Here is a 26458-nt window from a genome sequence, read left to right as displayed (position 1 = left end):
GCAAAGAAAAGGCGCATCAGCTCAGGGCTGATGCGCCTTTGTTGTACCCTCGAACGACCGATGCGCTTATTCCGGCTCGATTTCGACGATCAGCTCGATCTCGACCGGCGTATCGAACGGCAGCTCGTTCGCCGAGATGGCGGAGCGGGCGTGACGGCCTTTCTCGCCGAAGATCTCGACGAGCAGGTCGGATGCGCCGTTGATGACGTACGGTTGGTGTGTGAAGCCGTCGGCGGAGTTGACGAACGCCAGCATTTTGACCACTTGCTTGACGCGGTCGAGATCGCCCAGATGCTCCTTGAGGACGGAGATGAGGTTGATCATGACTTGCCGGGCCGCATCGTAGCCTTGCTCGACCGTCAGGTCCTTGCCGACCTTGCCCGTATACTTGAGGACGCCGTTAATGCGGCAGTCGTTGCCGGACGTGTAGACGAGGTTATTGACCGTCTTCGCCGGGACGTACTGCGCGACCGGGGTAGGGACTTTCTCCAGTTGAATGCCTTTTTCTTCGAGAATTTGTTCAATGCGTGCCATGAATAATTCGCTCCTTTATCGTTCGGATTGGAATGGGGAAGACGGAATAAGAGTAAGCACTTAATGATGACTTTTGCACGAACAAGCGTGAAGGAACGATCCGGCCAGCGCTCCCGTATGCCGGCCGCCGCGAACGGTCATTGCGCCGCCTACGATTACGTGGGTCAACCCGACCGGCGTCTGGATCGGCTGCTCGAACGTGGCCGTATCGCGGAACGCCTCCGGATCGAAGACGGTGATATCGGCTTTGAAACCGGGGACGAGCAATCCGCGTTTGCCCAGTTTGAAACGCTGCACCGGGAACGAAGTCACTTTGCGAACGGCTTGTTCCAGCGACAGCACCCGTTCGTCGCGGACGTATTTGGCGAACAGCCGCGGGAATGTGCCGTAGGAACGCGGATGCGGCTTGCCGGTCACGCAGCCCAAGCTGTCGGAAGCGATCAGCGAACGGTCGTAACGAATGACTTCACGCACGTCGTCGTCGGACATGTGGAAGTACACGATCGACACTTGGCCGTTCTCTTCCAGCAGCAGGTCCATCATGACGTCCTCGGGATCGACGCCGCCTCGCTCCGCCGCGACCTGTGCGACATGCTTGCCTTCCAGCGACTTATTGCCGGATGAATTCACCGCCGACACATAGACGCTCTGCCAGCCCGTCGAGCAGACGAGGTTGTCCCAGGTCGTCTGTTCCTCGCGCAGCTCGCGCTTGATCTGCTCGCGCAGCTGCGGGGTGGCCAGACGCGCTAATGTGGCTTGTATGCCGCCTTCGAGCACCCAAGGGGGTAGGATCGTCGTCATCGACGTCGAGCCCGCGGTGTAGGGATAGACGTCGCAGGTGACGTCCATGCCGCGCGCGCGCGCGGATTCAATGAGCTCCAGCGCGGTCATCGTCTGGCCCCAATTGATGCGCCCGGCCGCCTTCAGATGGCTGATATGCAGCGAGATGCCGGCTCGTTCCGCAATCCAAATGACTTCCTTCACCGAGGCGATCAAGCTGTTGCCTTCGCCGCGAATATGGGTGGACAGCAGGCCGTCGTACTTCGGCAGCACGCTGCACAATTCGGCCAGTTCTTCTTGACTGGTATAACTGCCCGGCGCATACAGCAGGCCGATGGACAATCCGATCGCGCCGGCGCGCATGCCTTCCTCCAGCAGGGCCTTCATCCGGGCGAGCTCGCCGGCTGTAGCCGGCCGATTCTCGAAGCCCATGACGGCGATCCGCAGCGCGCCGTGTGCGACATACGTCGCGACATTCTCGGACGCGGAGTTGCGGACGAGCGTCTCGATGTAGCCTTCGATGGATTGCCAGTTCCATGCCCAAGGCGTACTGCCGAGGACGGGCTGCACGTATTGCTGCAGCGCATCCGCATAGCCCGGCAGGAAAGGGGCGGGCGCCAGGCCGCAGTTGCCGACGACCTCCGTCGTGACGCCTTGCAGCAGCTTGAAGTCGCTTGTCGGCTGATCCAAGACGAGGAGATCGGAGTGGCAGTGCCCGTCGATGAATCCGGGGGAGATAACTTGTCTGCCGACGTCGATCGTCTGTTCCGCTTCCTGATCCACATAGCCGACGGCGGCGATTTCGCCGTTCTTTATGCCGATATCGCCGACATACCAAGGATTGCCGGTACCGTCGACGATTTTGCCATTCTTAAGTACTAGATCCAGCATGGGCTTCCTCCTGTCCGCGCGTCCTGGCTACTCGAGCATGCCGCGGGCGGCGACGTCGAGCTGGCGGACGCGGTCTTCTTCGAGCAGATACACATGATTATGCAGGTTGATCGTGCTGCAAATATGGTTCGGGATGACGCGCACGCGATCGCCGGGCGCCAGGGAGGTTCCTGGCGCGGTTCGCAGGATGCCATGCTCCTCGGATAGACGCTCGAGCAGCGCGTCTGGCGCTTCCAACACATGGCCGAAGCCTCGAAGCTGAAGCGGGTTCGTATTCGGCTGCACGTCCGTCGCGAACGTCTTGCTGCCGCCATCGATGACCGCATGGCCTTCTTCGGGTCTGCTCGTGACGACAGTCGCCAACACATAAGCCGCGCATTGCTCGAGCGCGCACGTGCCGAATTCGACCAGCATGCGGTCTTGGAACACATAGGTGCCCGGTCGAATCTCGGTGACGCCCGGCACGGTCGCCGCGAAGGCGCCGGTAGGGGAGGAGCCAACACTGACGTCCTGTACGGGAACCCCAGCTTCCCGGATGCGCTCGGCAAGCTCGACCATCATGAGACCTTCCGCCTTGCCCGCAGCCTCGATATCCTTCGTCGACTTGCCGTCCAGCAGCGCGCCGCGGAACGTGTATATCCCCGTTAATTGGATGCTGTCCAGGCTATGTATGTATTGAGCCAGCTCGAGCGCTTCCTCGTAGGGAACGCCGGTTCTTCGCAGCCCCGTGTCGATCTCCAGGCGAACCTGAAGCGAATGTCCTTCGCTGATCGCGACACGAGAGAGGAGTCGAGCACCTTCCTCGCTGTCGACGCCGACGATCAGGTTGGCGATCCGCTTGCTTACGCCGATCGCGCGGCGAATCTTGGATTCGGCGATGAGCGGATAGGCGATGAAAATATCGTCGATGCCGCCGTCCGCCATAATTTCAGCCTCCGACACCTTCGCGACGGTAATGCCGCTCGCGCCGGCCTCGATCTGCTTCTTGGCGATGAGCGGCATCTTATGCGTCTTCGCGTGGGGGCGCAGCTTGACGCCGGCTTGTTGGGCCATTTGCGCCGCCTGCGCGATATTGGCGTCCATTACAGCCGCGTCGATCACGATGCATGGCGTTTCGAGCCCGGCCAGCGCGGGATGCATCGGCTGCGCGGTGCTTGTGCTTCCTTGTGACTGCGTCATGGTTAACCCTCCTCGGATTCGGAAGCGGATTTGCCTTCGTCCAGGTAGCTGTAGAGCGTGTATTTCGAGATGTTCAAGTAGGCGCATACGCGCTCGCCGGCTTTCTTCACGAGGAAGGCGCCCTTGGCGTTCAGCGTCTGGATGAATTTGACCTTGTCTTCCTTCGTCATATGCGCGACCGGGCGGCCGACCGCGTCCTGCGCTTCTTGCAGGAGCGCGTCAAGCAGATCGCCGACATTGGAGACGAACGACTCGCGCACGATCGGGCTTCCGCCTCCGAAGGTAAGGGACTGCAGCGTCTTCTCGGCCACGGCCAGCTCGGTAATATCGAAGTTGATGCACAGCGACCCAATCGTCTGTCCGCTCGCGTTCTTCATATACAGCGAGGTGGATCGCAGCAGCCGGCCGTCCTTCGTCTGGGTGACGTAGCCGGACTTCGCGTCGCCGCTGGCATGGCCGCTTAGAATTTCGAGGCCGAGGTTCGTGCCGGGATCGCCGACCTTGCGTCCGGTAATATGTCCGTTCTCAATGGCCACGATCGTGCTGTCGTACTCGCGCTGCAGGTCGTGCAGGACGACCTCGCAATTCGGGCCGAATTGGGCGGCAAGCCCTTTGACGAGGGAAGTCAGGAAGGGCATTTCATCTTGTATGGATTCCATGTTCGGCTCCTTTCCATAGATCCTGACTGCATGATTGCTGAAATTGCATTCCCAAACGCGCCGTCGCCTGTAACACGTCGCCTGCGTTTCACCTTGAATTCTAAGAATTTATAAGCTTCGCCTTTATAAATTAGCTAAGAATTCTACGGAATGAAACTCGTGCCGCCGTTAAATACGGCGCCACCCGTTTCACCTTGAATTCTAAGAATTTATAAGCTTCGCCTTATAAATTAGCTTAGAATTCTACGGAATGAAACTTGTGCCGCCGTTAAGTACGACGCCACCCGTTTCACCTTGAATTCTAAGAATTTATAAGCTTCGCCTTATAAATTAGCTTAGAATTCTACGGAATGTAACTTGTGCCGCTGTTAAATACGGCGCCACCCGTTTCACCTAGATGGTAGCATATTTCGCCAGACGTGCAAACAAATAATTTGTCGAAATAACAAAAAGTTTGATTGCTTATTTGCGCTAATAAATCACAAGCACGATTTCTTATTTATAATCATTATAAATAAGTATTGATTTTTGTCCCCTTCATGATATGATGTGTACAAGAGATACGAAAATGGGAATAACGGAACTAGGAACGCAGCGGAAAGGCAGTGTAGCATATGCGCATCATCGCGGCAGGTTTAAACTATAAGACGGCACCGGTAGAGATTCGGGAGAAGCTGGCGTTATCCGAGCAGGAGATCGCGGACATGCTGGCCGGGCTTCGCGCCTCCAAGAGCATGATGGAAGGCGTCATTCTATCGACCTGCAACCGGACGGAAGTGTATGCCGTGGCAGAACGGAAAGAGCAATTCATGCTCGATCTCGCATATATAATGGAACGCAAGTTTAACTTGAGCAAAGAACAATTCGCGGCATCGTTCTATGTCCACGAGGACAACGCGGCGGTCGAGCACCTGTTCAAGGTCACGAGCGGGCTGGATTCCATGGTGGTCGGCGAGACGCAAATATTGGGTCAGGTGCGAGATGCCTTCTTGTATTCGCAAAGTCTGCCGGCGACGGGCGCCGTGTTCAACCGGCTCTTCAAGCAGGCGGTGACGCTGGCGAAACGGCTGCATACCGAGACGAGAATCGGGCAGAAGCCCGTCTCCGTCAGCTATGCGGCGGTCGAGCTTGCGGTGCGCAAGATTGGCGCGTTGGCAGGGAAGCGCATCGTGGTTGTCGGCGCCGGGCACATGAGCGAATTAGCCGTCAAGCATATGCAGGCAAGAGGAGCGGACAGAATTATCGTCATAAATCGGTCCTACGACAGGGCCGCGCAATTCGCGGGCCGATTCGGCATCGCCGCCAGTTCGTGGGAGACGCTGCCCGAGCTCCTAAGCGAGGCGGAGTTGGTAATGACGGCTACCGGTGCCGCCGAGTCGGTTATTACGGCCGATATGCTGCGAAGGGCGAGACTGAACCGAAGCGAACCGCTTCTCATGATCGACATGGGCGTGCCGCGCGACATCGATCCGCTCGCGGACGAGCTGGACGGCGTGACGCTGATCGATATCGACCGGCTTGGCGCGATTGTGAACGAGAATGCGGAGGCGAGAGCGAAGGAAGCGCTCAAGCTGACCCCGGTCATTCAGAAGGAGCGCAACGATTTTGCCTTATGGATGAAAGAGCTCGGCGTCGCGCCGGCCATCGCCGCGCTTCGGGAGAAGGCGGACGCGGTGCGAGAGAGCGCGTATCAAGATATGCTCAAGAAGCTGCCGGAGCTGGACGAACGGGAGCGGAAGGTGATCGGCAAGCTGACCAAGAGCATTGTCAATCAGCTGCTGCGGGACCCGATCCTGAACATCAAAGAGCTGGCGACGGGACGCGGTGGCGAAGCCGCGATCGAAGCGTTTACCCGAATATTCGGGATTGAAGAGGAGACGAGGCGAATCGCCGAACCGGATGCGGCGGATGCAGACGGTGAAGACGATATGCGGAATGCAATCGCCTAATAAATGAAAATAATGGTATGAAAATAGTCTTCGACTTCGTTGAAGACTATTTTTTGTTGTTTTTGCCATTCCAGTCGTGTTGCATATCGAGTGTACTAGCTGATAATAAGATAAATAAATACTAAATAATAACATTTTAAAATTAAAAACATCTCAAAATGTACTTGATAAATCAGGTAGGCTGGTATAATATTCGGAATATTACAATTAGGAAGCGGATACATCTCCGCTTCACTGGCATTAGCGTAAATGGGCTACATATAACAAGACAAAGAGAAGATTCAGGAGAGGGCGTATGCGCATGCTGGAAGTATTGTACAAGGAATTGGAGAAACACGAGCAAGAAATCTTCGAATGGCGCCGATATTTGCATCAAAACCCGGAGCTGTCGTTCCAGGAGACGCGGACGGCCCGATTCATCGCGGATCATCTCAACGCCTTCGGCCTAGAGGTGAAGGAAGGCGTTGGCGGCAATGGCATAGTCGCTTATTTACGCGGCGGCTCCGACGGTCCGACGATCGCGTTCCGCGCGGACTTCGACGCGCTGCCCATCCAGGACGAGAAAGACGTGCCGTACAAATCGCAGGTGCCCGGCGTCATGCATGCCTGCGGGCATGACGGACACACGTCCGCGCTTCTTGGCGTTGCCCGCGTGTTAAGCCAGGTGCGGGATCAGTTGAAAGGCAATATCGTCTTCCTCTTCCAGCACGCGGAAGAGCTGCCGCCGGGCGGCGCCAAAGGCATGATCGAAGCCGGCGCGCTGGAGAGAGTCGACGCCGTGTACGGCATCCACCTCGCATCGGATCTGCCGCTGGGCAAGATCGGTTTGAAGGAGGGTCCCGCGATGGCGGCGGCCGACGCCTTCACCGTGCACATTTTCGGCAAGGGCGGACACGGGGCCATGCCGCACACGACGGTCGATTCGATCGTGGTCGGCTGTCAGGTCGTCAATGGCCTGCAGCAGATCGTCAGCCGCCGCGTCAATCCGATACAGCCTGCCGTCGTCTCCGTCGGGGTATTCCAAGCCGGCAATGCGTTCAACGTCATCGCGGACAAGACGAAGCTGCAGGGAACCGTCCGCACGTTCGACAAGACGGTGCGGGCCGAGATCGAGGCGGAGATCCGTTCGATCATCGGGGGCATCACGTCGGCGTATCATGCGGGATGCGAGATCGAATATACGTACGGCTATCCGCCAGTCGTCAATGCGCCGGAGGAGACGGCGCGCGTGCAGGGGCTGATCCGCAGCGTATATGGCGAAGAGGCGCTGCTCACGCTGGATCCACAGATGGGAGCGGAGGACTTCGCGTACTATCTGGAGCAGCGTCCAGGCGCGTTCTTCCACGTCGGCGCGCGCAATGACGACGAGCGCACGCATTACGCGCATCATCATCCACGATTCGATATCGACGAGCGCGCCTTGCTAATCTCAGGCAAAATGTTCCTGGCGCTCGCGCTGGATTATTTAACGGACTGAACAAATAGACAGCCAAGCGAGAGCGTCTCTCGCTTGGCTGTCTTACGTCTTGTTTAGGAGATGCACAGCTTCGAATAACCGCGGTGTCATCGCGTCCAATGCGGATGAAAGACCGGAGCGTTCTAATCGTCGATCGTGATGTCGGCTTCCGCCTCGGCGGTCATTTTGCGGCTGTCGACGATCCGTTTCTTGAATACACCCTCTTCATGGGAGATCACTTCCTCGTTGAAATGGATGTCCACGTTGCTCAGCGAAACGTCCGACTCTTCGTTGGCCAGCACTTCGCTGCCGAACTCCTCGGTAATATTGTCGAGCGCCTTGCGCTTGACGAACTGCGCGGCTTCTTCCTTGGCCGAGCGACTGTCCCGCTCGTTAACCTCGACCGAGATTTTGCCGCTATCGATGTGTCTTTTGTAAGAGATGGGAATCAGCTCCTTTCTTTGTAAGATGCCTCAAAATTCGTCTCTCATGCATGGGTACGCCACTGCGAAAACGGGTAATAACAGCGGGAAGCAAAGTTGCATCAGCTTGTCTAATGTGAGAAAATTGGACCATAAGCATATTTATGCGCGGAGAGGCCTTTATCCAATTCCATGCTTGATTGCCGCTGCACACTTGTTGACTTTGGAGGGAACACCTATTACGACTATGATCCATCAAGATGCCATGACGATGTTAAAGAAGACGAGCCGAACCTTCTTCATCCCGATCAGCCGTTTGGAAGGCCAGCTGCAGAAGGCGGTCGCATCCGGCTATCTGTGCATGCGGGCGATCGACGAGATCGAAGATCATACCGACTTGGACGACGAGCTCAAAATCAAACTGCTGCACGACGTGCGCGACTCGTTCCAATCCGAAGAGCCGCTCGTTCGTGCGCGGGAAGTGCTCGCCCCGTATAAACAGAGCTTGCCGGAAGTGAGCTGGCAGCTGCACGAATGGGCCGGACTATGTCCAGCGGATATCGCGCCGACGGTCTACCGATATACGGCGAAAATGTCCGACGAGATGGCGTATTGGGTGGATAAGAAGTGGATCATCGATACGGAAGACGATCTGGACCGCTATACATACAGCGTGGCCGGCATGGTCGGCGAGATGCTGTCGGAGCTGTGGCTGTGGAACGACGGCACGCAATCCGACCGGGGCCGGGCGGTCGCCTTCGGACGCGGCCTGCAGGCGGTCAATATTCTGCGGAATAAGGCGGAGGACAGCACGCGCGGCGTCAGCTTTTTCCCGAAGGGCTGGGGCATGGACGAGATGCTCGCCTACACGCGACGCAATCTGAAGGAAGCGGACGCCTATTTGGCCGAACTGAAAGAAGGGCAGGCGAAGGCGTTCTGCAAAATTCCGCTGGCGCTCGCGCACGCGACCGTCAAGCTTATCTCGGGCGGCGGCAACAAGCTGACGCGGGACGCGGTCTTGAAGATTGTAAACAAGCTAAGCGGGTAACTGAATAGCAGTGCTAGAGTTGAAGAAGCGGACGCGCGGTGCGTCCGCTTTTTTTCCGTTGATAGAGACGCAAAAAAGTACGCAGCTTAGTCAGCCGCGTACTCTTTGTATGCAACGTGAGGATATAAGCGAGATAAGGACAATTATTCGTACATTTGGGTCAATAGGGCGCCAAGCGCTTCCATCGCTTGCTCTTCTTGCTCGCCGTCGACTTCGAGCGTCACCTCGTCGTGCTGGGCGATCCCGAGCGTCAAGAGGCCGATCGAACTTTTGCCGTTGGCTTTTTTGTTTTTGTTCATGAGCGTGACTTTGCAGGGAAAGCCGTTGGCGGCTTGAACGAACGTTTTGGCGGGACGGACGTGAAAACCGGTCGGGTTGATGACGGTGAATGTTTTCGTAAGCATGGTTAATTCGCTCCTTTAAGCTGGTGTTGGACAAAATGCAGGACCTCTTCCTGCGTTCGCATGGTCAGCGCTTGTTCGGCCAGTCGCGACCATTCATGCTTGGACAATCCCGCAATCAGCTCGCGCGTCGGCAATACGGAACCGGCGCTCATGCTGAATTCGTGGAGTCCGAGCCCGAGCAGGAGAGGGACCGCCGACGGGTCGCCGGCCATCTCGCCGCACATGCCGACCCACTTGCCTTCGCGTTCGGCGGCGCGAATGACCATGTTGACCAAACGGAGAATCGTTGGATGGCAAGGTTGATAGAGGTAGGCGACCGATTCGTTCATACGGTCGGCGGCCATCGTATATTGAATGAGATCGTTCGTGCCGATGCTGAAGAAATCCACTTCCTTGGCGAACAGATCGGCGGCGACGGCGGCGGAAGGCACTTCGATCATCATGCCGACTTCGATGCGGGCAGCGAGTTCGACACCTTCCGATTCGAGCTTGGCGCGCTCCTCGGCAAGGACGCGCTTCGCTTCTCGCAATTCGTCCAGCACCGCGATCATCGGGAACATGATTTTGAGGTTGCCGAAGCGGCTGGCTCGCAGCAGCGCCCGAAGCTGGGTCCGGAACAGGTCTTCGCGCTTCAGACAGAAGCGGAGCGCCCGCAGACCGAGGAAGGGGTTGCTTTCCTTGGGCAAATTCAAGTACGGCAGCTCCTTGTCCCCGCCGATATCGAGCGTTCGGATGACGACGGGTTTGCCTTCCATTTTCTCCAGCACGGCCTTATAGCTGTGCATCTGCTCCTCTTCGCTCGGCAGCGAATCACGTCCCATATAGAGAAACTCGGTGCGGAACAGGCCGATGCCTTCAGCGCCGTTTGCGATCGCTTTGGCGACGTCCTCGACGCGGCCGATGTTGGCGGCCAATTCGACGCGGGCGCCGTCAAGCGAAGCGGTCGGCAGCTCTTTCAGCCGGGCCAGATTCGCCTTGCGCTCGTCGTACTTCCGCTTCCTCGCCTTGTATTCCGCCAATTCTTCGTCGGTCGGATTCACGATCAGGCGGCCTTCCATTGCATCCATCACGACTAGCGTGCCGCCCGGGAGATCAAGCAGCGATTCCCCGATGCCGACGATGGCTGGCACATCGAGCGACCGGGCCATGATCGCAGAGTGGGAGGTGCGGCTGCCGACGACGGTAACGAACCCTTGCACCGCGTCGAGATTCAGCTGCGCCGTATCCGAAGGCGTCAGATCTTCAGCCGCGATGATGCAGGTTTCCGTGATCGTCGACAAGTCTTGGTGCGGCTCGCCCAGCAGATGACTTGTCACGCGCGCGGTAATGTCTCGAATATCGACCGCGCGTTCGCGAAGCAGCTCGTTCTCCATCGACTCCAGCATGGCGATGAACATGCCGGCGACTTCATGCAGCGCGTACTCGGCGTTCACCGCTTCCTCGGCGATCTTCTCGTTCGTCGCGTCGATGAGCTCGGGATCTTCCAGCAGCATCAAGTGGCCTTCGAAAATCTCCGCTTTCTCCGCGCCAAGACGCTGTTCGGTCAGCTGCCGTATCGTTCGGAGCTCCGCTCTGGACTGTTCGATCGCTGCCGCCAAGCGGGCCTGCTCCGCATGCGTGTCCGCGACTTGTTCCCGAAGGGGAGCGGGGCGAGCCGGCTTGAGCGTCACGATGCTGGCAATCGCATAACCAGGCGAGGCGGCGATTCCGGATAGGATTTGACTCATGTTGTTAGACCTCCTTCTCTCGGTTAGGCGAGCCCGCGTTGATGTGGACGCGTGGCTTCGTAGCGACGAACGATCTCGGCATGAATCGGATGATCTTCCGCAAGACCGGAATAGCGTGCGATTGTTGCGGACAGCCCATTTGACCGGAGTGATTGTTGAATCTCGGCCGCTTCGGCATCGTCCGCATCATCAAATCGCAGCGCGGCGGCCATGGCGAAGGCGAGATGCCCGTAGGGCAGACCGTTCTCCAGCGCGAGCAGGGCAGGGCGGACCAAGCGATCGTTCGGCGATAGCTTCCGGATCGGCGAACGGCCGACACGCTCGACTTCATCGCTAAGATGCGGGTTCGTGAAACGGCTCAGGATTTTATCGATATAGCGGGCGTGTTCGTCCGCGGGAAATCCGTATTTGCGCACCAACACCGCACCCGTCTCTTCAAGGACGGCGCGTACCTCGGCGGCTACCGACGCGGATGCCAGCGCTTCCTGGATCGTCCGGCATCCGGCTAGGTAGCCGTGGTAAGCGGCGGTGCAGTGGCCGGTATTCACCGTGAACAGCTTCCGTTCAATGTAAGGCTCCAGGCCATCTACGTAATGAACGCCGTCAATGTCGGGCAAACCCGGCAGCATGGCCGAGCGGTCGATGACCCATTCATAGAAGGGCTCGACGGTGACATGAAGCGGATCCTCGTGATGCTGGATCGGCACGATACGATCGACCGCGGCGTCGGGGAAGGCGATGTACCGATTGAAAGCTTCATGAAGCTCGACTGGAAGATGCCCGAGCACCGACTCCTTCAGCTGCGTGCTCCCGCCGATCGCGTTCTCACAGGCGATTACGTGCAGCGGCGAGGGCTGCTCGGCTTGCAGCCGCAGCGCGATGCCCTGCGCGAGGGCGCCGGCGATATGCTTCAGGATGTGTACGCCCACGGCGGTCGTGACGAGATCGGCCGAAGCGACCGTCTCGGCGACGAGCCGCGCGTCTTTGCCGTCGATCGCATCCACGCCTTCCACCAAGATCAGCTCGTCGCTGCTGTCCGCAAGAGAGACGGTATATGCGCGCCGGGATTGAAGCGCGCTCACGAGCGTGTCGTTCACGTCGGAGAAGACGACCTCATAACCGGCTCGGGAGAGCAGGAGCCCGATGAAGCCGCGTCCGATATTGCCGGCGCCAAAATGAACGGCCTTCATCCTTCCATCCCCCTCTCGAAGATGGCGATCAGCTCTTCCGCGGAGGAAGCATTCAGAATCTGAGCCATGTTCTCGTCATCCGAGACAAGCATGGCCACGTTGGTGAGCAGCTCCAGATGATCGTCCCCGGCAGCGGCGATGCCGATGACCAGGTTCGCCGGTTCGCCTTCGCCGAAATCGACGCCCTCGGGAAGCACGACGATCGACAAGCCCGTCGAGCGAATCAAGCTTTTCGCCTCGTTCGTGCCATGCGGGATCGCAAGGCCGCCGCCCATATAGGTGGATAGGGCGTTCTCGCGTTCGATCATTTTGTCCACGTACTCGGCCGGCGCGTGGCCCGCTTGGACGAGCAGTTCGCCAGCGAGTCTGATCGCTTCGTATTTGTCGCTTGCGGCAGCGTTTAATTTCACTTTATCGGTCGAAAGAATAGGCATGGTTAAACTCTCCAATCCATTTTTGATTTAATGACATGCTCCAGCTCGCCGGCAAGAAAGACGCGTATCTGTTCTGTATCGCCGTCTTCCAGCAGCGCCAGCGTTTCCGGCAGGAGCAGCAGGGCGCTAATTTCACTTAAAATGGCAAGCGCGGATTTCGACAGCTCGTGCGGCGCGAGCATGAGCAGCAGCTGGCGCGCGCCCGCGCCGCCCGAGAGCGCGACCGGATGGTCGAGCCGGAACAGAAGCAGGAGCGGGAAGCGTACGGCATCGCTTCGCGTATGCACGAGGGCGAGCTCCGTATCGGGAATGAGCTGGCTGCCGTGCCGTTCGCGTTCGAGCAAGCCGGCCACTACCGGAGCCGGGGCGGTTAGCGCGCCGAGCTTTAACGCATAGCCGCAGATGTCCTGCAGCACCGCCTCGAATTCGGCGCCGGGCGGGCATGCCAGCGTGATGGCATCGAACCGCTCGATCAGCGCATGCGCCTCGAGCGCATAATCGCGCAGCCCGGCCAACCTTGCGATGGCGTTCAGTTCCGTAGGCGCCGCGGATACCTGCGGACGGCTCGTTTCATTCCGGGCGACGGTCGGGGCTGCCGCCAGCTTATGGACGAACTTCCGGAGCCGTTCGGTCTCCTCCGACGTGAGGAGGGGACTTAATTTAATGTAACGCTCCGGCTTAATGGGCAAATCAACGGTCGAAATAATGAGATCGTAATCGGACGGAGGGGTCCGGACGGCTTCGAACCAAGACACCCGTCCGATCAACTCGATCTGCGGCAGCTCCTTCGTGATGCGGACCGCCAGCATTTTGGACGAGCCGATGCCGCTCGTGCAGACGAGCAGGGCGCGCACGGGCACAGTCAACAGGTTGGCGCGCTCCAGCGCCGCGCCGAAATGCATCGTCAGAAAGCCGATTTCTTCTTCGGGAAGCTCATAACCGCTCAGCTTCCTCGCCGTCGCTTCGCGAATGGCCTCGAACAGTTCCGCGTAATCCCGCTTGATTTGAAGTAGGAGCGGATTGCGAATTTGCTGTCCTTCCCGGATGCGTTGCAGAGCGGGCTCCATATGATGAAGGAGACCTTCGATGAGCGAGCGGTCGCGCATCAGGGAGACGCCTAGCCGGCTTTCCACCTCTGCGATAAGCTCCACGACGAGCTCGATTTGCGGGAAGTGCTCGGCGACCGGAACTTGCTCGGAAGCGTCCCAACCGGACAGCAAGTGAGCGGCATAGGCCAGTTCGCGCTCGGGCAGATTCACATCCAGGAATCGCGCATAGGCATGCGCCCGTTCCCAATCGCTCGGCGTCGATTCCTCCGGCATCGCATCGACGATGCGGCCAGCGAGATATCGGGAGAGGGCGATCGCCAGGCGGAGCACGAGAAGCGTGTACGATTCTTCGGAAAGATTCGTTCTGTGCTGCTCCTCGAGCCGCCACAGCGCCTTCTCGACGCGGAAGAAGCCTTCGAGCCCGATCAGCTCCAGCAGACGTTCGCGTATCGGCGAATGTCCCGCCGCATCATCGGCGGCCTCGAACAAATCGGCCGGATCGAGAAATTGGCGGGCCAGCCGGAAGATGAACCGCCGGATCGCCCGCTCGCTGCCCTGAAGCTCGACGCCGTAGCCGCGTCGCCGCTCCAGCGCAAGACCCGAGCCGGTTAACAGCGATTCCCACTCGTCCAGATCGCTGCTGATCGTCGGAATCGCCGCCTGCAGTTCATGCGCGAGCGCAAACAATTTCGTCGGTTCCGATTCCTCGATCAGCCGCAGCATCGTCAGCACTTTGCGTTCTTGGGCGCCGTGGCCCAATCCGGTGACGTCCGCATGCTTGAGCGTGCGTCGGAAAGCGTCCAGCTTCTCGGGTTCCGCGTCCAGCGCGAGTCCAGAGCCGGACTTGCGCAGCAGGGCGATGCCGGCGTCGTTCAAGGCGGTCTCGATATCCTGCAGCTCCCGGTGGACGGTTCTCGCGCTCACGCGGACCGATTCCGCGATTTCGGCGACGGTGATGCCGTCCGGCCGGTTCGTAAGCAGCGCCGCGATCTGGCGCTGCCGGTTCGACATTTTCATGGGCATCATCCTACGTCTTGGAATAAAAGAGCTGTAACGCCGAAGCCAGGGGCGTCAGCGTTACAGAGGGAGCATTACGACAATCGTTTGACGAGGTCGTCGTATTCCGGACTTTTCAGGAAATTATCGATCGAGATGTGCTCGGCGTTCGGCGCCTTCTGCTTCGCGCGGTCGGTCAGCGTCTTATGCGTAATGACGATATCCGCGTCGGCAGGGATGTCGCTGATTGCCGTGTTCACGACGGTGACCGGAATGCCGGCGGTCGTGATCTTCTTCCTTAATATGGACGCGCCCATCGCGCTCGATCCCATGCCGGCGTCGCAGGAGAAGACGATTTTGCTTACGTCCGCCTTGGCGCGCCGGTCATTGGCTGCAGGAACAGAAGCGGCTGCGGCAGTTTCAGCCGCGGCCGAAGCCGCCGGAGTGGCAATGCCCGCACTTTTCATTTCTTTCATTTTGGCCGAAGCTTGCTCCAGCTCGTCGTCTTGCTCCGTCTTGCGGCTCGTCTTCAGCAGCAGCGACGCGACGACGAAAGAGACGAGGGCGCCTGCGATCACGCCGGTGAAGATCGCGAACATGCCGCCTTTAGGCGCCATCGCGATGTAGGCGAAAATGCTGCCTGGCGACGGCGGCGCGACAAGACCCGCATTGAACAAGGAGAACGTCGCGGTGCCGGCCACGCCGCCCGCGATCGCCGCCAGAATAAGGCGCGGGTTCATCAGCACGTACGGGAAGTAGATCTCGTGAATCCCGCCGAAGAAGTGGATGATGGCAGCGCCGGGAGCCGATTGTTTGGCCGAGCCGCGACCGAAGATGCAGTACGCCAGCAGGATGCCAAGACCCGGACCCGGGTTCGATTCGAGCATGAAGATAATCGATTTGCCGACCTCCGACGCTTGCTCCAGCGCGATCGGGCTCAGTACGCCATGGTTGATGGCGTTGTTGAGGAACAGGATTTTGCCCGGCTCGATGAGCACGTTGGCAAAGGCGAGCAGATGATTATCGATCAGGAACTCGACGCCGTCGGCGAGCACGTTGCTGATCGCCTGGACGATCGGGCCGATCGCCTTGAAAGCAATGACGGCGAGAATGCCGCCGATGATGCCGGACGAGAAGTTGTTGACGAGCATTTCGAAGCCGGACTTGATTTTGCCTTCGATGGCCTTGTCGAATTGCTTCAGCACCCAAGCGGCGCCGGGGCCGACGAGCATCGCGCCCAGGAACATCGGGATGTCGGCGCCGATCACGACGCCCATCGTCGCGACGGCGCCGATGACGCCGCCCCGCGTGCCATGGATCATCGTGCCGCCCGTGTAGCCGATCAAGAGCGGCAGCAGGTACTTGATCATCGGGTCCACCAATTTGGCCAGTTCTTCGTTCGGAATCCAGCCGGTCGGAATGAAGAGCGCCGTGATGAGTCCCCATGCGATGAACGCGCCGATATTCGGCATGACCATCCCGCTAAGGAAGCGCCCGAATCGTTGTACTGCTACCCGGACACCTTCTTTTTGTGGTTGTACGGTGTTGGACATCAGGTAATCCTCCCTTTATTTCGTCACGCCCGCATCGTTTGCATCCGATAACGGGAATGATTCCATCCTAATGGAGAACGCTTACAGCTTCAATTCAAGGAAAATCAGGTTTCGTCATGAACGCTGTTGCCAACATTTGCATTGGCGGCAGGCATAACAAAAAGAACCGGGGCATTAGAAGCAAGCGGCGCTTGGCTAATCCACGGTTCTCGCGTGTTTGGCATATGTAGGGCAATTCATGCGGTTTTCGGCATTTGCATCGATTCGACGATGAGCACATCCAGCTGCTGGCTCCAATAAATAACCTCAGGATGGAGCAGATTCATGCCGTGTTTCTCCGCAACAGCAATCATTTTCGAACGCAGCCGGTTGATCATAGGATTCATTTCCGCCATCTGGCACCATCCCTTTTTCGAAGTTATGAGCCTAGTATAAACCGCAGTTGTGAGAAAACAATTAGAAAAGCGTGAAAATCAGGAAATGCTCCGAATGATTACCTTCCATCCTCCTTATACCCGCTCCAATTCGTAGCAAAACAATAGGGAATAAAAAAACCATCTTTTGGCAATCAAATGCCGAGAGATGGCGTGAAGCGTGCTTTAGACGGTAACGACGATTTTACCGAAGTGAACGCCTTGCTCCAGTCGACGAAGGGCGTCCACGGCTTCTTCGAATGGAAATACGCTGTCGATTACGGGACGTATGCGGCCGGTCTCAAGGGCGAGGTTCATGGCCTCGAACATGGCGCGGCTGCCGACATTAATGCCTTGCAGGGTGATTTTCTTCTGCAGCACGGCAATCAGATCGAGGTTGTTCGTTCGCGCGCCTGACAGAATGCCGACGACGCTGACCCGCCCGCCGGTTCGAACGGCGTTAACGGAGCGTTCAATCGTCGCGGCGCCGCCGAGATCAACCACATGATCGGCGCCTTCTCCCCCGGTAATCGCCCTTACAGCTTCATCCCAATCCGGCGTCGACCGATAATTGATCCCGAAGTCTGCGCCGAGGGCTTTGGCGCGCGCCAGCTTCTCGTCGCTCCCGGAAGCGACGATGACCCTCGCGCCGTGCAGTTTCGCGAACTGCAGCGCGAAGAGCGCTACGCCGCCGGTGCCTTGCACGACGACCGTGTCGCCAGCTTTCACGCGGCCTTCTTCCACGATCGCATGCCAAGCCGTCACGCCTGCGCAGGGAAGCGCCGCAGCCTCCGGGTCGGTCAGATAATTCGGAACAAAGACAAGGCCGTTCTCGTCGATCACCGCATACTCGGTTAATAATCCAGGCAGCGGGCTGCCAAGCGTGCTCCCAGCGTAACGGCGATGCGGGGGACCTGTCAGCCACTGCTGGGTGAATATGCCGCTCACGCGGTCTCCGATGTTGAAGCGGCTGACGTCCGAGCCGATGCCAACGATCTCGCCGACGCCGTCCGAAACCGGCGTGAACGGGAGGGGCAAGTCGGGAGCGTAGAAGCCGTCGATGACGCCTAGATCTCTAGCATTTAGCGACACGGCGCGTATGCGGATCAGCACCTCGCGTGGCCCCGGCACGGGTATGGGCCGATCGGCCATTTTCAAGTGATCCAAACTAAATCCTCCGTTAAGCTCATACAATTTCATGGCTATCTCTCCTTCGTTTATCGGTATAGACACACTTTAGTCTGCGAACTAAAATAAAGTAAGTAGGCACTTTAAAGTATCCGGATTATCGGAGGGAGAGACGATGGGCAAACGAAAGGCAGCGGTGCCGGATATTTCGATCGCGAAATGCGGCTACAGTTTGTTGCTGGAAATTATCGCGAGCAAATGGGCGGTTCTCGCCATCTATGCCATGGAAGGCGGCGCCGTCCGATACGGCGAATTTCTTCGTAGAATCGAAGGGATATCCAAAAAGATGCTCACGCAAACGCTGCGGCAATTAGAACGCGACGGTCTCCTAGAGCGGGACGTTCACGATACGATCCCGCCGGGCGTCGAATATCGGCTGACCCCGCTTGGGCGTTCGCTCCTCATCCCGCTTCGGCATATGAAGTCCTGGGCGGTCGATCATTATCCGCTGGTGCGCGAGGCGCGAGACGCCTACGACAAGCGCTCAGACCAAGACGCGGGCAGCGAGAGGGAGGAGCAGCACAGCAGTCGTGGGTGAAGATGAAGGGACTTAGGATACGTCCGCCGTATCCCAAGTCCCTTATTCGGCGCTGCGCCGATTATGGCGCCGCATCCATGTATTGCTTCAATTTCGCTTCCGTATTCGACTCGGGGGCGGGCGTATAGATGCTGCAGCGCAAATCGCCGCTGCCGTGCGCCTGCAGGGAGGTTAACTGGAAAAGCATCTTGCGCGCCTTGGCATGGCGAAATTCGAGCAGCACCTCGGGCGCATAACTGACCTGACCTTGTTCCCAAAGCCGTCTGAAGTCAGGGTGATCGGCGATCATGCCGCGCAGGAAGTGTTCGTACCATTCATCGTCGACGTACTGACCGTAATAGGAGCGGAACATGGCCAGGAAGCCGCCGGCGAACTGTTCCCAATTCACGGCTAACCGCTGGAACTCCCGGCGCGTGAAGAGCAGCTTGATCATATTGCGCTCGTGCTCGGGAATTTGCTCGAAGTCCATGAAGACGTAAGCGGCCGCGGCGTTCCAGCCGACGATCTGGCATTTTCGGTCCGATATAATCGCCGGACAATACCGCAGCTCGTCGATGATCTTGCGCAAGGAGGGCGTCAGCCGCGGATTGTCAGCCGCAAGCTTGGCGACGCTTGCGCCGGAATCCGAAGCAAGCGCGTACATATACTTCCGCTCGTCGTCCGTCAGCCGAAGGGCCGCCGCGACATTGTCCAGCACGGAGGCCGATACCTGGATATCCCGCCCTTGCTCCAGCCAGGTATACCAGGTGGAGCTGACACCTGCGAGCTGCGCCACTTCTTCCCTTCGCAAGCCGGGCGTCCGTCTGCGAGTGCCGGCCGGAAGGCCGGCCGTCTCCGGCGTCAGGCGGGCGCGAGCCGCCTTCAAGAATGCCGACAGCGCTTGCAGCCGGGTGGGTTGATGCATGCGGATCCCTTCTTTCGTGACGTAAGCTGGTAGCACTTATACTAGGATAAACAACAACTTGTAATAGGATAACATAGATGGCAAGATTACATCCATAAGAGGCTGGAAGGGGATGGGTGGACATGGAAAGAGTCGTTATTACGGGCATGGGTATCGTATCGCCGCTGGGCAACAGCGTTGACGCGTTCTGGGACAAGCTGACGCGAGGGGAATCGGGCGTGCGGGCGATCGAATCGTTCGATACGGCAGGCCATAAGGCGAGGATTGCCGGCACCGTGCGTGATTTCGACGCTCAGGCGTTATTCGGGACGAAGGAAGCACGGCGGATGGACCGGTTCTGCCAGTTCGCGCTTGCGGCCGCCGATCAAGCGTTGGCACATGCCGCGCTGGACCTTGCGAGCATCGACAAGGAGCGTCTTGGCGTCTATGTCGGGTCGGGCATCGGCGGCATCCACACGCTGACGGAGCAGCACGCGACGCTGCTTGGCAAAGGCCCGGGCCGCGTCAGTCCGACGCTCGTGCCGATGATGATCGCGAACATGGCAGCGGCCATGATCAGCATCCGGTTGGGCGCGCTCGGCCCGACGCTCGCGCCGGTGACGGCTTGCTCGATCGGCAACACGGCGATCGGAGAGGCGTATCACCGCATCCAATCCGGAAGAACGGACGTCATCTTCGCCGGCGGTTCGGAGGCGGCCGTCTCCGAGATTGCAACGGCAAGCTTCGCGAACGCGACCGCCGTGTCCACGCGCAATGACGAGCCGGAGCGGGCGAGCCGACCGTTCGACGCCGGCCGCGACGGGTTCGTCCTCGGCGAAGGCGCGGCCATACTCGTGCTGGAATCGCTGACGCACGCCCGCGACCGCGGGGCGCCGATACTCGCCGAAGTGATCGGTTACGGGGCGAGCTCCGATGCGTATCATATTGTCGCGACCCATCCGGAAGGCGAAGGCGCCTACCGCGCCATGCGCGAAGCGATTCGGGAAGCGGGCATTGGGCCGGAGGAAGTGGACGTCATCAGCGCGCATGCGACGAGCACGGAGCTGGGCGACCGCTCCGAGACGATGGCGATCAAGCGCTTGTTTGGCGAAGCCGCCTACCGCATCCCGGTGACCGCGAACAAATCGATGACCGGCCATATGCTCGGCGCTGCCGGAGGAGCGGAAGCGATCGCGCTCGTGCAGAGTTTGCGAACCGGCATTATTCCGCCGACGATCAACCAAGAGACGCCCGATCCCGATTGCGATCTGGACGTCGTGCCGAACGAGGCGCGGCGGGCCGAGCTGCGAATCGGCATCTCGAATTCGTTCGGATTCGGCGGCCATAACGCCGTTATCGTGATCAAGCGCTGGGTAGAACAATAACCATGAACGAGCGGTTGCCATTCCGGATGGCGACCGCCTTTTTGCTTGCACGAGTATTTAAAAATCGTCAAAGGGGAATGAAAACAGGCGCAGCTGCCATATTTATCTATATTGCGGAATTAGGGGGCAAGGGATCGGACAAGTGAAGGAGGAGAACTATGCGGTATGATTGCGCGATTCTCGGCGGGGGGCCGGCCGGATTGAACGCCGCGCTCTTGCTGGGGCGCGCCAGAAGAGAGGTGCTGCTGCTCGACGACGGGCAGCCCCGTAACCGGGTGACGCGGGCATCGCACGGTTTCCTGACTCGGGACGGCGTACAGCCTGCCGAGTTTCGAAGACTCGCGCACGAGGAGCTGGCACGTTATCCATCCGTCGCCGCAGCGCGTCAGAAGGTCATCCGCGTGAATCGGTCGCCATCGGGATTTTCGCTGCAGACCGCAAGCGGCTCGCAATACGAGGCTGGACGAATCATTTTGGCAACGGGGCTGGCGGAGTCCTTCCCGGACATCGAGGGCTTCGGCGATTTCTATGGCAGCAGCTTGTTCAATTGCCCGTACTGCGACGGTTGGGAGCTGCGCGACAAGCGGCTCGTGCTCGTGTCCGAGAGCGCTGGCGCGTTCCATACGGCCAAGCTGCTCTACAACTGGAGCAAAGATCTAATCGTCTGCACCAATTGGCAGACGAATTTGTCGGCCGAGCAGCAGATCGCGCTGCACCGGAGAGGCATCAGCGTGTATACGAAGCCGATCGCAAGGTACGAGGGGAGAGACGGGCAGCTCGAGGCCATCCGGTTCAAGGACGGGACGTCGATTGCGCGAGATGGCGGCTTCGTGACGCCGAGATTCGCGCAGAAGAGCGATTTCGGCGAGCAGCTGGGCTGCGAATTGAATGCGTTCGGCGCCATCGTTACCGACGCGTTCGGCCGAACGAGCGCGCGAGGCGTCTACGCCGCCGGCGATTCCTCGGTCGTCTCGCCGTCCCAGCTGGTCATTGCCGCCGCGGAAGGCAGCAGGGCCGCGATGGGCGTGAACGCCGATTTGACGGAAGACGTTTTTCGGGACGCCTAACAATCGAACCTGCGTTGTCGATGGCATTCCGAATTCAACGTTGTCATGCGGCGACTGAGCAATCGCCGGAAGTCGCGTCCACGCGCCGCTTATTTATTCATAGTGCAGCACTTTGAATTGTGGGCTAGACATTTTGAGAAGAAAGTAATAAACTATAGAAAGTGAAGTGGCATTGCAAAATCTAATATCGATCTTCGGGGTAGGGTGCAATTCCCGACCGGCGGTAACTTTCACATGGAGGAAAGAAGCCCGCGACTCCTCTTCCCGTCAGCGGGCGGGGGACTGATTTGGTGCGAATCCAAGGCCGACGGTATAGTCCGGATGGTAGAAGATCAGCTGTAAATTTGCGGGGGACTCGTCTCGTCTAAAGAGGCTAATCCGCAGGTTTATTTGACTGGCCCCGTTTTGCGCATGACGCGCAAGACGGGGCCTTCTTCCTTCATGTCCCTGGATCCAGAAGGGGTAATTATTCATGAGTACCGTATCGGTAACACCTGTTCTGCGAACCAAGCGCGGCCTGCCCGCGTTCTGGCTCGTCGTCATCGGCGCCGCGTTATGGGGCGTCGACCCGCTGTTCCGCATCTTGCTGCTGGAGCATCTGACTTCCACGCAGATCGTTCTGCTGGAACACGCGATTCTGTTCCTCTTCGCCGCGCCCGTCCTATGGAGCCGCCGCGGCGAGCTTAGCGGCCTGCGGCTATCGCATGTCGGCGCGCTGCTGTTCGTGTCATGGGGCGGCTCGGCGATCGCCACGATCCTGTTCACGAAGGGGCTGGCGAGCGGCGATCTGAACGCGGTTCTGCTGCTGCAGAAGCTTCAGCCGCTATTCGCGATTTTGCTCGCGCGCTGGCTGCTGAAGGAGCATCTGCCTCGCAGGTTCGGCTTCTTGTTCGTGCTGGCGCTGTTGGGCACGTATCTCCTGACCTTCGGGTTCTCGATTCCCCAAAGCGGCGCCTCCGACTTTATTCAGATCGGCAGCATGTTCTCGATCGGCGCCGCGCTGCTATGGGGCGGCTCCACCGTGATGGGCCGTTACATGCTGGGCAAAATGTCCTACGAGACGGTCACCTCGCTTCGGTTCATCCTGGCGCTGCCGCTGCTGTTCGTCCTCACGCTGACGCAGAGCCACGGATGGACGATGCCGGCCGAAGGGCGCGATACGGGGCTGCTCGTCCTTAATTTGGCGCTTTCGGCGCTGCTGCCCGGGCTGTTCAGCATGCTGCTCTACTACAAAGGGCTGAGCACGGTGAAGGCCTCTTACGCCACGCTGGCGGAGCTCAGCTTCCCGATGGTCGGCGTCATTATTAACTGGGTCGTCTTCGATCAAATGATCTCGTTCCCGCAGTTGATCGGCTTCATGTTGATCTGGACGACGCTGTTCGCGATCTCGTGGCAGCAGGACGAACCCGAGAAACCGGCACCGAAGCCATAAATTCAAATATTGCGCATGCAGAGCGCGCCTCGATAGAGGCCGCTCTTTTTCTACATATATAGCAACGAAAATGTTCACAATTTGCTTCAAAACCAATCCGCTCGCCAGGTGAAAATTGATTACCCGTGGAGAATCAATCTTTGGTAAGATAGTGAAACGCGGCAGGCATAGACGAGGCAAGGAGGAAGGATCATGGATCAACAACCGCTTGATACGGCTTCTTTCGAGTTCGCGCTCGAACGGGATTTGACCATTCGAGGCGAAGTGCGCGCGACCGGCGAGGAAGGACGCAGACCGGTCGTGCTGCTCGTCCACGGCTTCAAAGGCTTTAAGGATTGGGGATTCTTCCCGTATGCCGCCGAGCGGCTGGCGCAAAGCGGGTTCGCGGTCGTGACGTTCAATTTCAGCTGCAACGGAGTCGGCCAATCCGATTTCGACGAGCTGCACAAATTCGGACGGAATACATACAGCCGGGAACAGGCGGATTTGTCCGCGCTGCTCGAGCGTTTGCAGGCCGGCGACTTGCCGCTGTCGGATCGGATGGACGCGTCGCGGATCGCGCTGGTCGGCCACAGCCGTGGCGGAGGCAACAGTCTGATTGCCGCGGCCAGCCATCCGGATGCATGCCAAGCGGTCGTAAGCTGGAACGGGATCGCCGACGCCAATCTGTTCGGAGACGAGTTCCGAGAGCAGGTGCTTCGCGACGGGATCGGCTATGTGGAGAACGCGCGCACGAAGCAGCAGATGCCGATTACGGCGGGGTTCTTCGAGGATTTGGCGCAAAACCGCGAGCGGTTCGACATCCTTAAGGCCATCGCGAGCTTGACGGTGCCGGTGTTAACGATTCAAGGCGACCAGGATGCGCCGCGGCTCGTCCTCGGTCATGAACGACTCCGTCAGGCCGCGCCGGATCAGCGGCATTTGCGGATTGAAGGCGCGAACCATACCTTCGGCGCGGTCCATCCGTTCGCCGGCCCGACGCCGCATCTCGAGCGTGCGCTGGAATTAACCGTCGATTTTCTTCAGGAACATCGGTAACATTCATGATCAAATCAAGCAACAGGAGCGAATAGAATGATTCGATTCGGCATAATTGGCACCAACACGATAACGGAGAAATTCGTGAAAGCAGCGAGACTGGCGGAAGGCGCGGAAATCGCGGCCGTCTATTCGCGCACGGAAGCGCGGGCGAACGAATACGCGGACAAGCTGGGGATCGAGCATCGGTTCACGTCGCTGGACGAGATGCTCCAAAGCGACGTGATCGACGCCGTCTATGTGGCAAGTCCCAACGCTTATCACGCCGGGCAATCGATCGCAAGCATGGAGCACGGCAAGCACGTCTTGTGCGAGAAGCCAGCCGCATCCAACGCGCGCGAGCTGCGCGAGATGATCGAGACGGCCAAGCGGAACAACGTTTTGTTCATGGAGGCGCTGAAGTCGACGTTGACGCCGAACTTTACCGCCATCCGGAACAATCTGCACAAGATCGGACGCGTTCGCCGCTTCTTCGCGAGCTACTGTCAGTATTCTTCGCGTTATGACGCCTACAAGCAGGGAACGGTCTTGAACGCATTCAAGCCGGAGCTGTCCAATGGCTCGCTAATGGATATCGGCGTCTATTGCGTGTATCCGACCGCCGTGCTGTTCGGCAAGCCGAGCGCGGTACAAGCGGAAGCATACATGCTCGAATCCGGCGTCGACGGCAACGGCAGCCTGATTTTGAAATACGGCGACCTGGATGCGGTGCTGATGTATTCCAAGATCTCGAATTCCTATGTACCGTCGGAAATTCAAGGCGAGGAAGGCAGCATCGTCATCAACCACATCAGCGAGCCGAGCCAGGTCCGCATTCATTATCGGGACGGACGGGTAGAGGACATCACCGACTCGAAGCAGATCGAAGATAACATGATGTACGAGGTGCGGGAATTCGTCTCTCTGCTCGCCCAGGGCAAGCTGGAATCCGAAGTCAATTCCCATGCCAGCTCGCTCACGGCCATGGAAGTGATGGATGAAGCGCGCAAGCAGATCGGTCTCGTCTTTCCGGCGGATGCGAACTAATGTCTAGTTGACCCGCTGTTGGCGCAGCTGTCGGTCATAAATCGCAGCTTGCGCGCATAGATATGATAACGGGAAACGTAAGGCGTATAGTTGGACATCGGCATGGGAGAGGGCCGGCTGAAGGAGCATGACGAACGCATGGAGGGAATGCCATGAGTGCCGATCTGCTCATTCAACTGCTGATTCTGGTCATCATGATGATCGAGCTTGCCACCAAATCCGACAAATCGTAAACAGGCCAAAACCGACGGAGCAGGATGCGCCGCCGGTTTTTGTCTGCCTATAAGATCGCATACGCGAATTCGGGCATGCTCGCTAATCGCGTCCGGCCTGGACAAGCAGCCGCGCGAGCTTGTCGGGCTGCACGTACGCCGGCGTCATATGATCGCCATGGCCTTTGATAAGGCGGAATTGACCAAGCCTGCTCGAGAAATGCGGATGCCAGCCGGTGTCGTCGAATTGAGGAAGGACGTTATCTTCCGTCAGATAGAGATAGCTCTTCGGCACTTGCAGCGCATAGAATCGCTTCAAATCCAAGGCCTCCCGAAACGGGGCTGCCGGCTCGGGGGGAGAATGGCGGTGTATATCATGCGCCGTCGGCAGATCCGCGGTATTGACGAATGCGTCACGGAAGTACGGGAATGGGAGCGCGATCGTGTTATCCGCGGAGGCGGATGCCAGCTGCAGGAAGAAGTCGACGGCTTCCTTGGGCAGAACGTCGGCCATCGATTGGCCGTCGTTCAGGACGAAGGCATTCCAGAATACAAGCCGCTTGAGCCGGTCCGGGACAAGCTCGGCCGCCTTCTGAATGATGGTGCCGCCGAAGCTGTGTCCGACCAGCACGACATCCTGGAGCTGCTTGCCGGCGATGTAATCGCCTACGGCCGTGCTCATCTGAGCATGGGTGACGTTCTTGTTCGGATCGCCTCCATGACCGGGATATTCCGGCGCATGGACCGTATGGCCCATCTGCCGTAGCGCGGCCGCGGTGCCGTTCCAGAACCCGGCATCGGCCCATGATCCATGCACAAGCACGAACGTCATCGGCTCGGAGCGGACGGGTGCCGCATGGGCGGAAATGATACTCATCTCGGACATTCTCCTTTTTGCGGTAGAATAGACGCTATAGGGATAGGTATGCGCGCGATCCTGGAACGATGCGGCCAGTCTTTGCGGATACGGCGTATCAACGGTTCGTATGGCGGTGATCGCGGCAA

The 26458-nt window shown here is 58.7% G+C and carries 24 protein-coding genes and 1 riboswitch; of the genes, 9 read left to right on the top strand and 15 right to left on the bottom strand.

From position 1 onward, the window contains the following. Positions 1-66: 66 nt before the first annotated feature. Genes ACFSKT_RS03930 through ACFSKT_RS03915 form a run of 4 tightly spaced genes read right to left on the bottom strand, consistent with a single transcriptional unit; the run spans position 67 to position 4043 of the window. On the bottom strand, positions 67-534 hold the full coding sequence (locus tag ACFSKT_RS03930; protein ID WP_377720495.1) for a RidA family protein: 468 nt from the start codon (positions 532-534) through the stop codon (positions 67-69). A 60-nt stretch (positions 535-594) separates the two neighbouring features. Further along, positions 595-2205, bottom strand: coding sequence for an N-acyl-D-amino-acid deacylase family protein (locus ACFSKT_RS03925; RefSeq protein ID WP_377720494.1), 1611 nt, complete (start codon positions 2203-2205; stop codon positions 595-597). 27 nt (positions 2206-2232) lie between these two features. Further along, positions 2233-3384, bottom strand: a complete 1152-nt coding sequence (locus ACFSKT_RS03920) for an alanine racemase (RefSeq protein ID WP_377720493.1) — start codon at positions 3382-3384, stop codon at positions 2233-2235. Positions 3385-3386: 2 nt separating this feature from the next. Next, the gene (locus ACFSKT_RS03915) at positions 3387-4043 is read right to left on the bottom strand and encodes a helix-turn-helix transcriptional regulator (protein WP_377720492.1); all 657 of its coding nucleotides are present in this window, start codon (positions 4041-4043) and stop codon (positions 3387-3389) included. A gap of 614 nt (positions 4044-4657) precedes the next feature. Between ACFSKT_RS03915 and hemA the strand changes: the two genes are divergently transcribed. Together hemA and ACFSKT_RS03905 are read left to right on the top strand one after the other, a co-directional pair. Beyond that, positions 4658-5992 carry a glutamyl-tRNA reductase gene (gene hemA / locus ACFSKT_RS03910; RefSeq protein WP_377720491.1) on the top strand — a complete coding sequence of 445 codons (1335 nt, stop codon included), beginning with the start codon at positions 4658-4660 and terminating at the stop codon, positions 5990-5992. A gap of 301 nt (positions 5993-6293) precedes the next feature. Beyond that, on the top strand, positions 6294-7469 hold the full coding sequence (locus tag ACFSKT_RS03905; RefSeq protein ID WP_377720490.1) for a M20 metallopeptidase family protein: 1176 nt from the start codon (positions 6294-6296) through the stop codon (positions 7467-7469). A 122-nt stretch (positions 7470-7591) separates the two neighbouring features. Here the strand turns inward: ACFSKT_RS03905 and ACFSKT_RS03900 are convergent, their stop codons facing one another. Continuing rightward, positions 7592-7750 carry a hypothetical protein gene (locus ACFSKT_RS03900; RefSeq protein ID WP_377720489.1) on the bottom strand — a complete coding sequence of 53 codons (159 nt, stop codon included), beginning with the start codon at positions 7748-7750 and terminating at the stop codon, positions 7592-7594. A gap of 385 nt (positions 7751-8135) precedes the next feature. Here ACFSKT_RS03900 and ACFSKT_RS03895 point away from each other — a divergent pair, with 385 nt between their 5' ends. Continuing rightward, positions 8136-8918 (top strand): squalene/phytoene synthase family protein, encoded by a 783-nt coding sequence (locus ACFSKT_RS03895; RefSeq protein WP_377720642.1) that lies wholly within the window; start codon positions 8136-8138, stop codon positions 8916-8918. Between the two features lie 143 nt (positions 8919-9061). On the opposite strand, the gene ACFSKT_RS03890 is transcribed toward ACFSKT_RS03895, so the two are convergent. The 8 genes from ACFSKT_RS03890 to ACFSKT_RS03855 all read right to left on the bottom strand — a co-directional run bounded on the left by ACFSKT_RS03890 (position 9062) and on the right by ACFSKT_RS03855 (position 17884). After that, on the bottom strand, positions 9062-9322 hold the full coding sequence (locus ACFSKT_RS03890) for an HPr family phosphocarrier protein (protein WP_377720488.1): 261 nt from the start codon (positions 9320-9322) through the stop codon (positions 9062-9064). A 2-nt stretch (positions 9323-9324) separates the two neighbouring features. Then, entirely contained in the window at positions 9325-11049 is a 1725-nt protein-coding gene (gene ptsP, locus ACFSKT_RS03885) for a phosphoenolpyruvate--protein phosphotransferase (protein WP_377720487.1), read from the bottom strand. Positions 11050-11072: 23 nt separating this feature from the next. Further along, positions 11073-12239, bottom strand: a complete 1167-nt coding sequence (locus tag ACFSKT_RS03880) for a mannitol-1-phosphate 5-dehydrogenase (protein ID WP_377720486.1) — start codon at positions 12237-12239, stop codon at positions 11073-11075. Further along, a complete protein-coding gene (locus ACFSKT_RS03875; RefSeq protein ID WP_377720485.1) occupies positions 12236-12673 on the bottom strand; it encodes a PTS mannitol transporter subunit IIA in 438 nt (145 codons plus the stop codon). Before ACFSKT_RS03875 ends, ACFSKT_RS03880 begins: the two co-directional genes overlap by 4 nt. 2 nt (positions 12674-12675) lie before the next feature. Next, on the bottom strand, positions 12676-14739 hold the full coding sequence (locus tag ACFSKT_RS03870) for a PRD domain-containing protein (protein ID WP_377720484.1): 2064 nt from the start codon (positions 14737-14739) through the stop codon (positions 12676-12678). 74 nt (positions 14740-14813) lie between these two features. Beyond that, positions 14814-16271, bottom strand: coding sequence for a PTS mannitol transporter subunit IIBC (locus ACFSKT_RS03865; RefSeq protein WP_377720483.1), 1458 nt, complete (start codon positions 16269-16271; stop codon positions 14814-14816). Between the two features lie 236 nt (positions 16272-16507). Continuing rightward, positions 16508-16666: an aspartyl-phosphate phosphatase Spo0E family protein gene (locus tag ACFSKT_RS03860; protein ID WP_377720482.1), complete on the bottom strand. Its 159-nt coding sequence runs from the start codon at positions 16664-16666 to the stop codon at positions 16508-16510. A 204-nt stretch (positions 16667-16870) separates the two neighbouring features. Next, the gene (locus tag ACFSKT_RS03855; protein ID WP_377720481.1) at positions 16871-17884 is read right to left on the bottom strand and encodes a zinc-dependent alcohol dehydrogenase family protein; all 1014 of its coding nucleotides are present in this window, start codon (positions 17882-17884) and stop codon (positions 16871-16873) included. Positions 17885-17987: 103 nt separating this feature from the next. Here ACFSKT_RS03855 and ACFSKT_RS03850 point away from each other — a divergent pair, with 103 nt between their 5' ends. Next, positions 17988-18410, top strand: coding sequence for a winged helix-turn-helix transcriptional regulator (locus tag ACFSKT_RS03850; protein ID WP_377720480.1), 423 nt, complete (start codon positions 17988-17990; stop codon positions 18408-18410). Positions 18411-18471: 61 nt separating this feature from the next. Here ACFSKT_RS03850 and ACFSKT_RS03845 read toward each other — a convergent pair whose 3' ends face one another. Continuing rightward, entirely contained in the window at positions 18472-19314 is an 843-nt protein-coding gene (locus ACFSKT_RS03845; protein WP_377720479.1) for a helix-turn-helix transcriptional regulator, read from the bottom strand. Positions 19315-19436: 122 nt separating this feature from the next. Here ACFSKT_RS03845 and fabF point away from each other — a divergent pair, with 122 nt between their 5' ends. From fabF to ACFSKT_RS03820, 5 genes are all read left to right on the top strand, one after another. Beyond that, positions 19437-20678, top strand: coding sequence for a beta-ketoacyl-ACP synthase II (fabF, locus tag ACFSKT_RS03840; RefSeq protein WP_377720478.1), 1242 nt, complete (start codon positions 19437-19439; stop codon positions 20676-20678). A 158-nt stretch (positions 20679-20836) separates the two neighbouring features. Beyond that, on the top strand, positions 20837-21745 hold the full coding sequence (locus ACFSKT_RS03835) for an NAD(P)/FAD-dependent oxidoreductase (protein WP_377720477.1): 909 nt from the start codon (positions 20837-20839) through the stop codon (positions 21743-21745). A gap of 186 nt (positions 21746-21931) precedes the next feature. After that, a riboswitch (FMN riboswitch) is annotated at positions 21932-22082 on the top strand. A 135-nt stretch (positions 22083-22217) separates the two neighbouring features. After that, entirely contained in the window at positions 22218-23177 is a 960-nt protein-coding gene (locus tag ACFSKT_RS03830; protein WP_377720476.1) for a DMT family transporter, read from the top strand. Positions 23178-23369: 192 nt separating this feature from the next. After that, the gene (locus tag ACFSKT_RS03825) at positions 23370-24215 is read left to right on the top strand and encodes an alpha/beta hydrolase family protein (protein ID WP_377720475.1); all 846 of its coding nucleotides are present in this window, start codon (positions 23370-23372) and stop codon (positions 24213-24215) included. A 36-nt stretch (positions 24216-24251) separates the two neighbouring features. Next, complete coding sequence (locus tag ACFSKT_RS03820) at positions 24252-25241, top strand: Gfo/Idh/MocA family protein (RefSeq protein ID WP_377720474.1); 990 nt, start codon at positions 24252-24254, stop codon at positions 25239-25241. 315 nt (positions 25242-25556) lie between these two features. Here the strand turns inward: ACFSKT_RS03820 and ACFSKT_RS03815 are convergent, their stop codons facing one another. Continuing rightward, a complete protein-coding gene (locus ACFSKT_RS03815) occupies positions 25557-26330 on the bottom strand; it encodes an alpha/beta hydrolase (RefSeq protein WP_377720473.1) in 774 nt (257 codons plus the stop codon). Positions 26331-26458: the final 128 nt, after the last annotated feature.

Origin of the sequence: Paenibacillus xanthanilyticus, assembly GCF_042682185.1 — a bacterium.
GTDB lineage: Bacteria > Bacillota > Bacilli > Paenibacillales > Paenibacillaceae > Paenibacillus_Z > Paenibacillus_Z xanthanilyticus.
This window is presented reverse-complemented; position numbering and strand designations above follow the sequence as displayed.

Coding starts and splice junctions, on each gene's coding strand:
- ACFSKT_RS03835 (WP_377720477.1), top strand. CDS start 20,837: ATGCGGTATGATTGCGCGATTCTCGGCGGGGGGCCGGCCGGATTGAAC.
- ACFSKT_RS03890 (WP_377720488.1), bottom strand. CDS start 9,322: ATGCTTACGAAAACATTCACCGTCATCAACCCGACCGGTTTTCACGTC.
- ACFSKT_RS03825 (WP_377720475.1), top strand. CDS start 23,370: ATGGATCAACAACCGCTTGATACGGCTTCTTTCGAGTTCGCGCTCGAA.
- ACFSKT_RS03870 (WP_377720484.1), bottom strand. CDS start 14,739: ATGAAAATGTCGAACCGGCAGCGCCAGATCGCGGCGCTGCTTACGAAC.
- ACFSKT_RS03880 (WP_377720486.1), bottom strand. CDS start 12,239: ATGAAGGCCGTTCATTTTGGCGCCGGCAATATCGGACGCGGCTTCATC.
- ACFSKT_RS03815 (WP_377720473.1), bottom strand. CDS start 26,330: ATGAGTATCATTTCCGCCCATGCGGCACCCGTCCGCTCCGAGCCGATG.
- ACFSKT_RS03930 (WP_377720495.1), bottom strand. CDS start 534: ATGGCACGCATTGAACAAATTCTCGAAGAAAAAGGCATTCAACTGGAG.
- ACFSKT_RS03865 (WP_377720483.1), bottom strand. CDS start 16,271: ATGTCCAACACCGTACAACCACAAAAAGAAGGTGTCCGGGTAGCAGTA.
- ACFSKT_RS03850 (WP_377720480.1), top strand. CDS start 17,988: ATGGGCAAACGAAAGGCAGCGGTGCCGGATATTTCGATCGCGAAATGC.
- ACFSKT_RS03915 (WP_377720492.1), bottom strand. CDS start 4,043: ATGGAATCCATACAAGATGAAATGCCCTTCCTGACTTCCCTCGTCAAA.
- fabF (WP_377720478.1), top strand. CDS start 19,437: ATGGAAAGAGTCGTTATTACGGGCATGGGTATCGTATCGCCGCTGGGC.
- ACFSKT_RS03845 (WP_377720479.1), bottom strand. CDS start 19,314: ATGCATCAACCCACCCGGCTGCAAGCGCTGTCGGCATTCTTGAAGGCG.
- ACFSKT_RS03820 (WP_377720474.1), top strand. CDS start 24,252: ATGATTCGATTCGGCATAATTGGCACCAACACGATAACGGAGAAATTC.
- ACFSKT_RS03875 (WP_377720485.1), bottom strand. CDS start 12,673: ATGCCTATTCTTTCGACCGATAAAGTGAAATTAAACGCTGCCGCAAGC.
- ACFSKT_RS03905 (WP_377720490.1), top strand. CDS start 6,294: ATGCTGGAAGTATTGTACAAGGAATTGGAGAAACACGAGCAAGAAATC.
- ACFSKT_RS03855 (WP_377720481.1), bottom strand. CDS start 17,884: ATGAAATTGTATGAGCTTAACGGAGGATTTAGTTTGGATCACTTGAAA.
- ACFSKT_RS03895 (WP_377720642.1), top strand. CDS start 8,136: ATGACGATGTTAAAGAAGACGAGCCGAACCTTCTTCATCCCGATCAGC.
- ACFSKT_RS03830 (WP_377720476.1), top strand. CDS start 22,218: ATGAGTACCGTATCGGTAACACCTGTTCTGCGAACCAAGCGCGGCCTG.
- ACFSKT_RS03860 (WP_377720482.1), bottom strand. CDS start 16,666: ATGGCGGAAATGAATCCTATGATCAACCGGCTGCGTTCGAAAATGATT.
- ACFSKT_RS03920 (WP_377720493.1), bottom strand. CDS start 3,384: ATGACGCAGTCACAAGGAAGCACAAGCACCGCGCAGCCGATGCATCCC.
- ptsP (WP_377720487.1), bottom strand. CDS start 11,049: ATGAGTCAAATCCTATCCGGAATCGCCGCCTCGCCTGGTTATGCGATT.
- ACFSKT_RS03925 (WP_377720494.1), bottom strand. CDS start 2,205: ATGCTGGATCTAGTACTTAAGAATGGCAAAATCGTCGACGGTACCGGC.
- hemA (WP_377720491.1), top strand. CDS start 4,658: ATGCGCATCATCGCGGCAGGTTTAAACTATAAGACGGCACCGGTAGAG.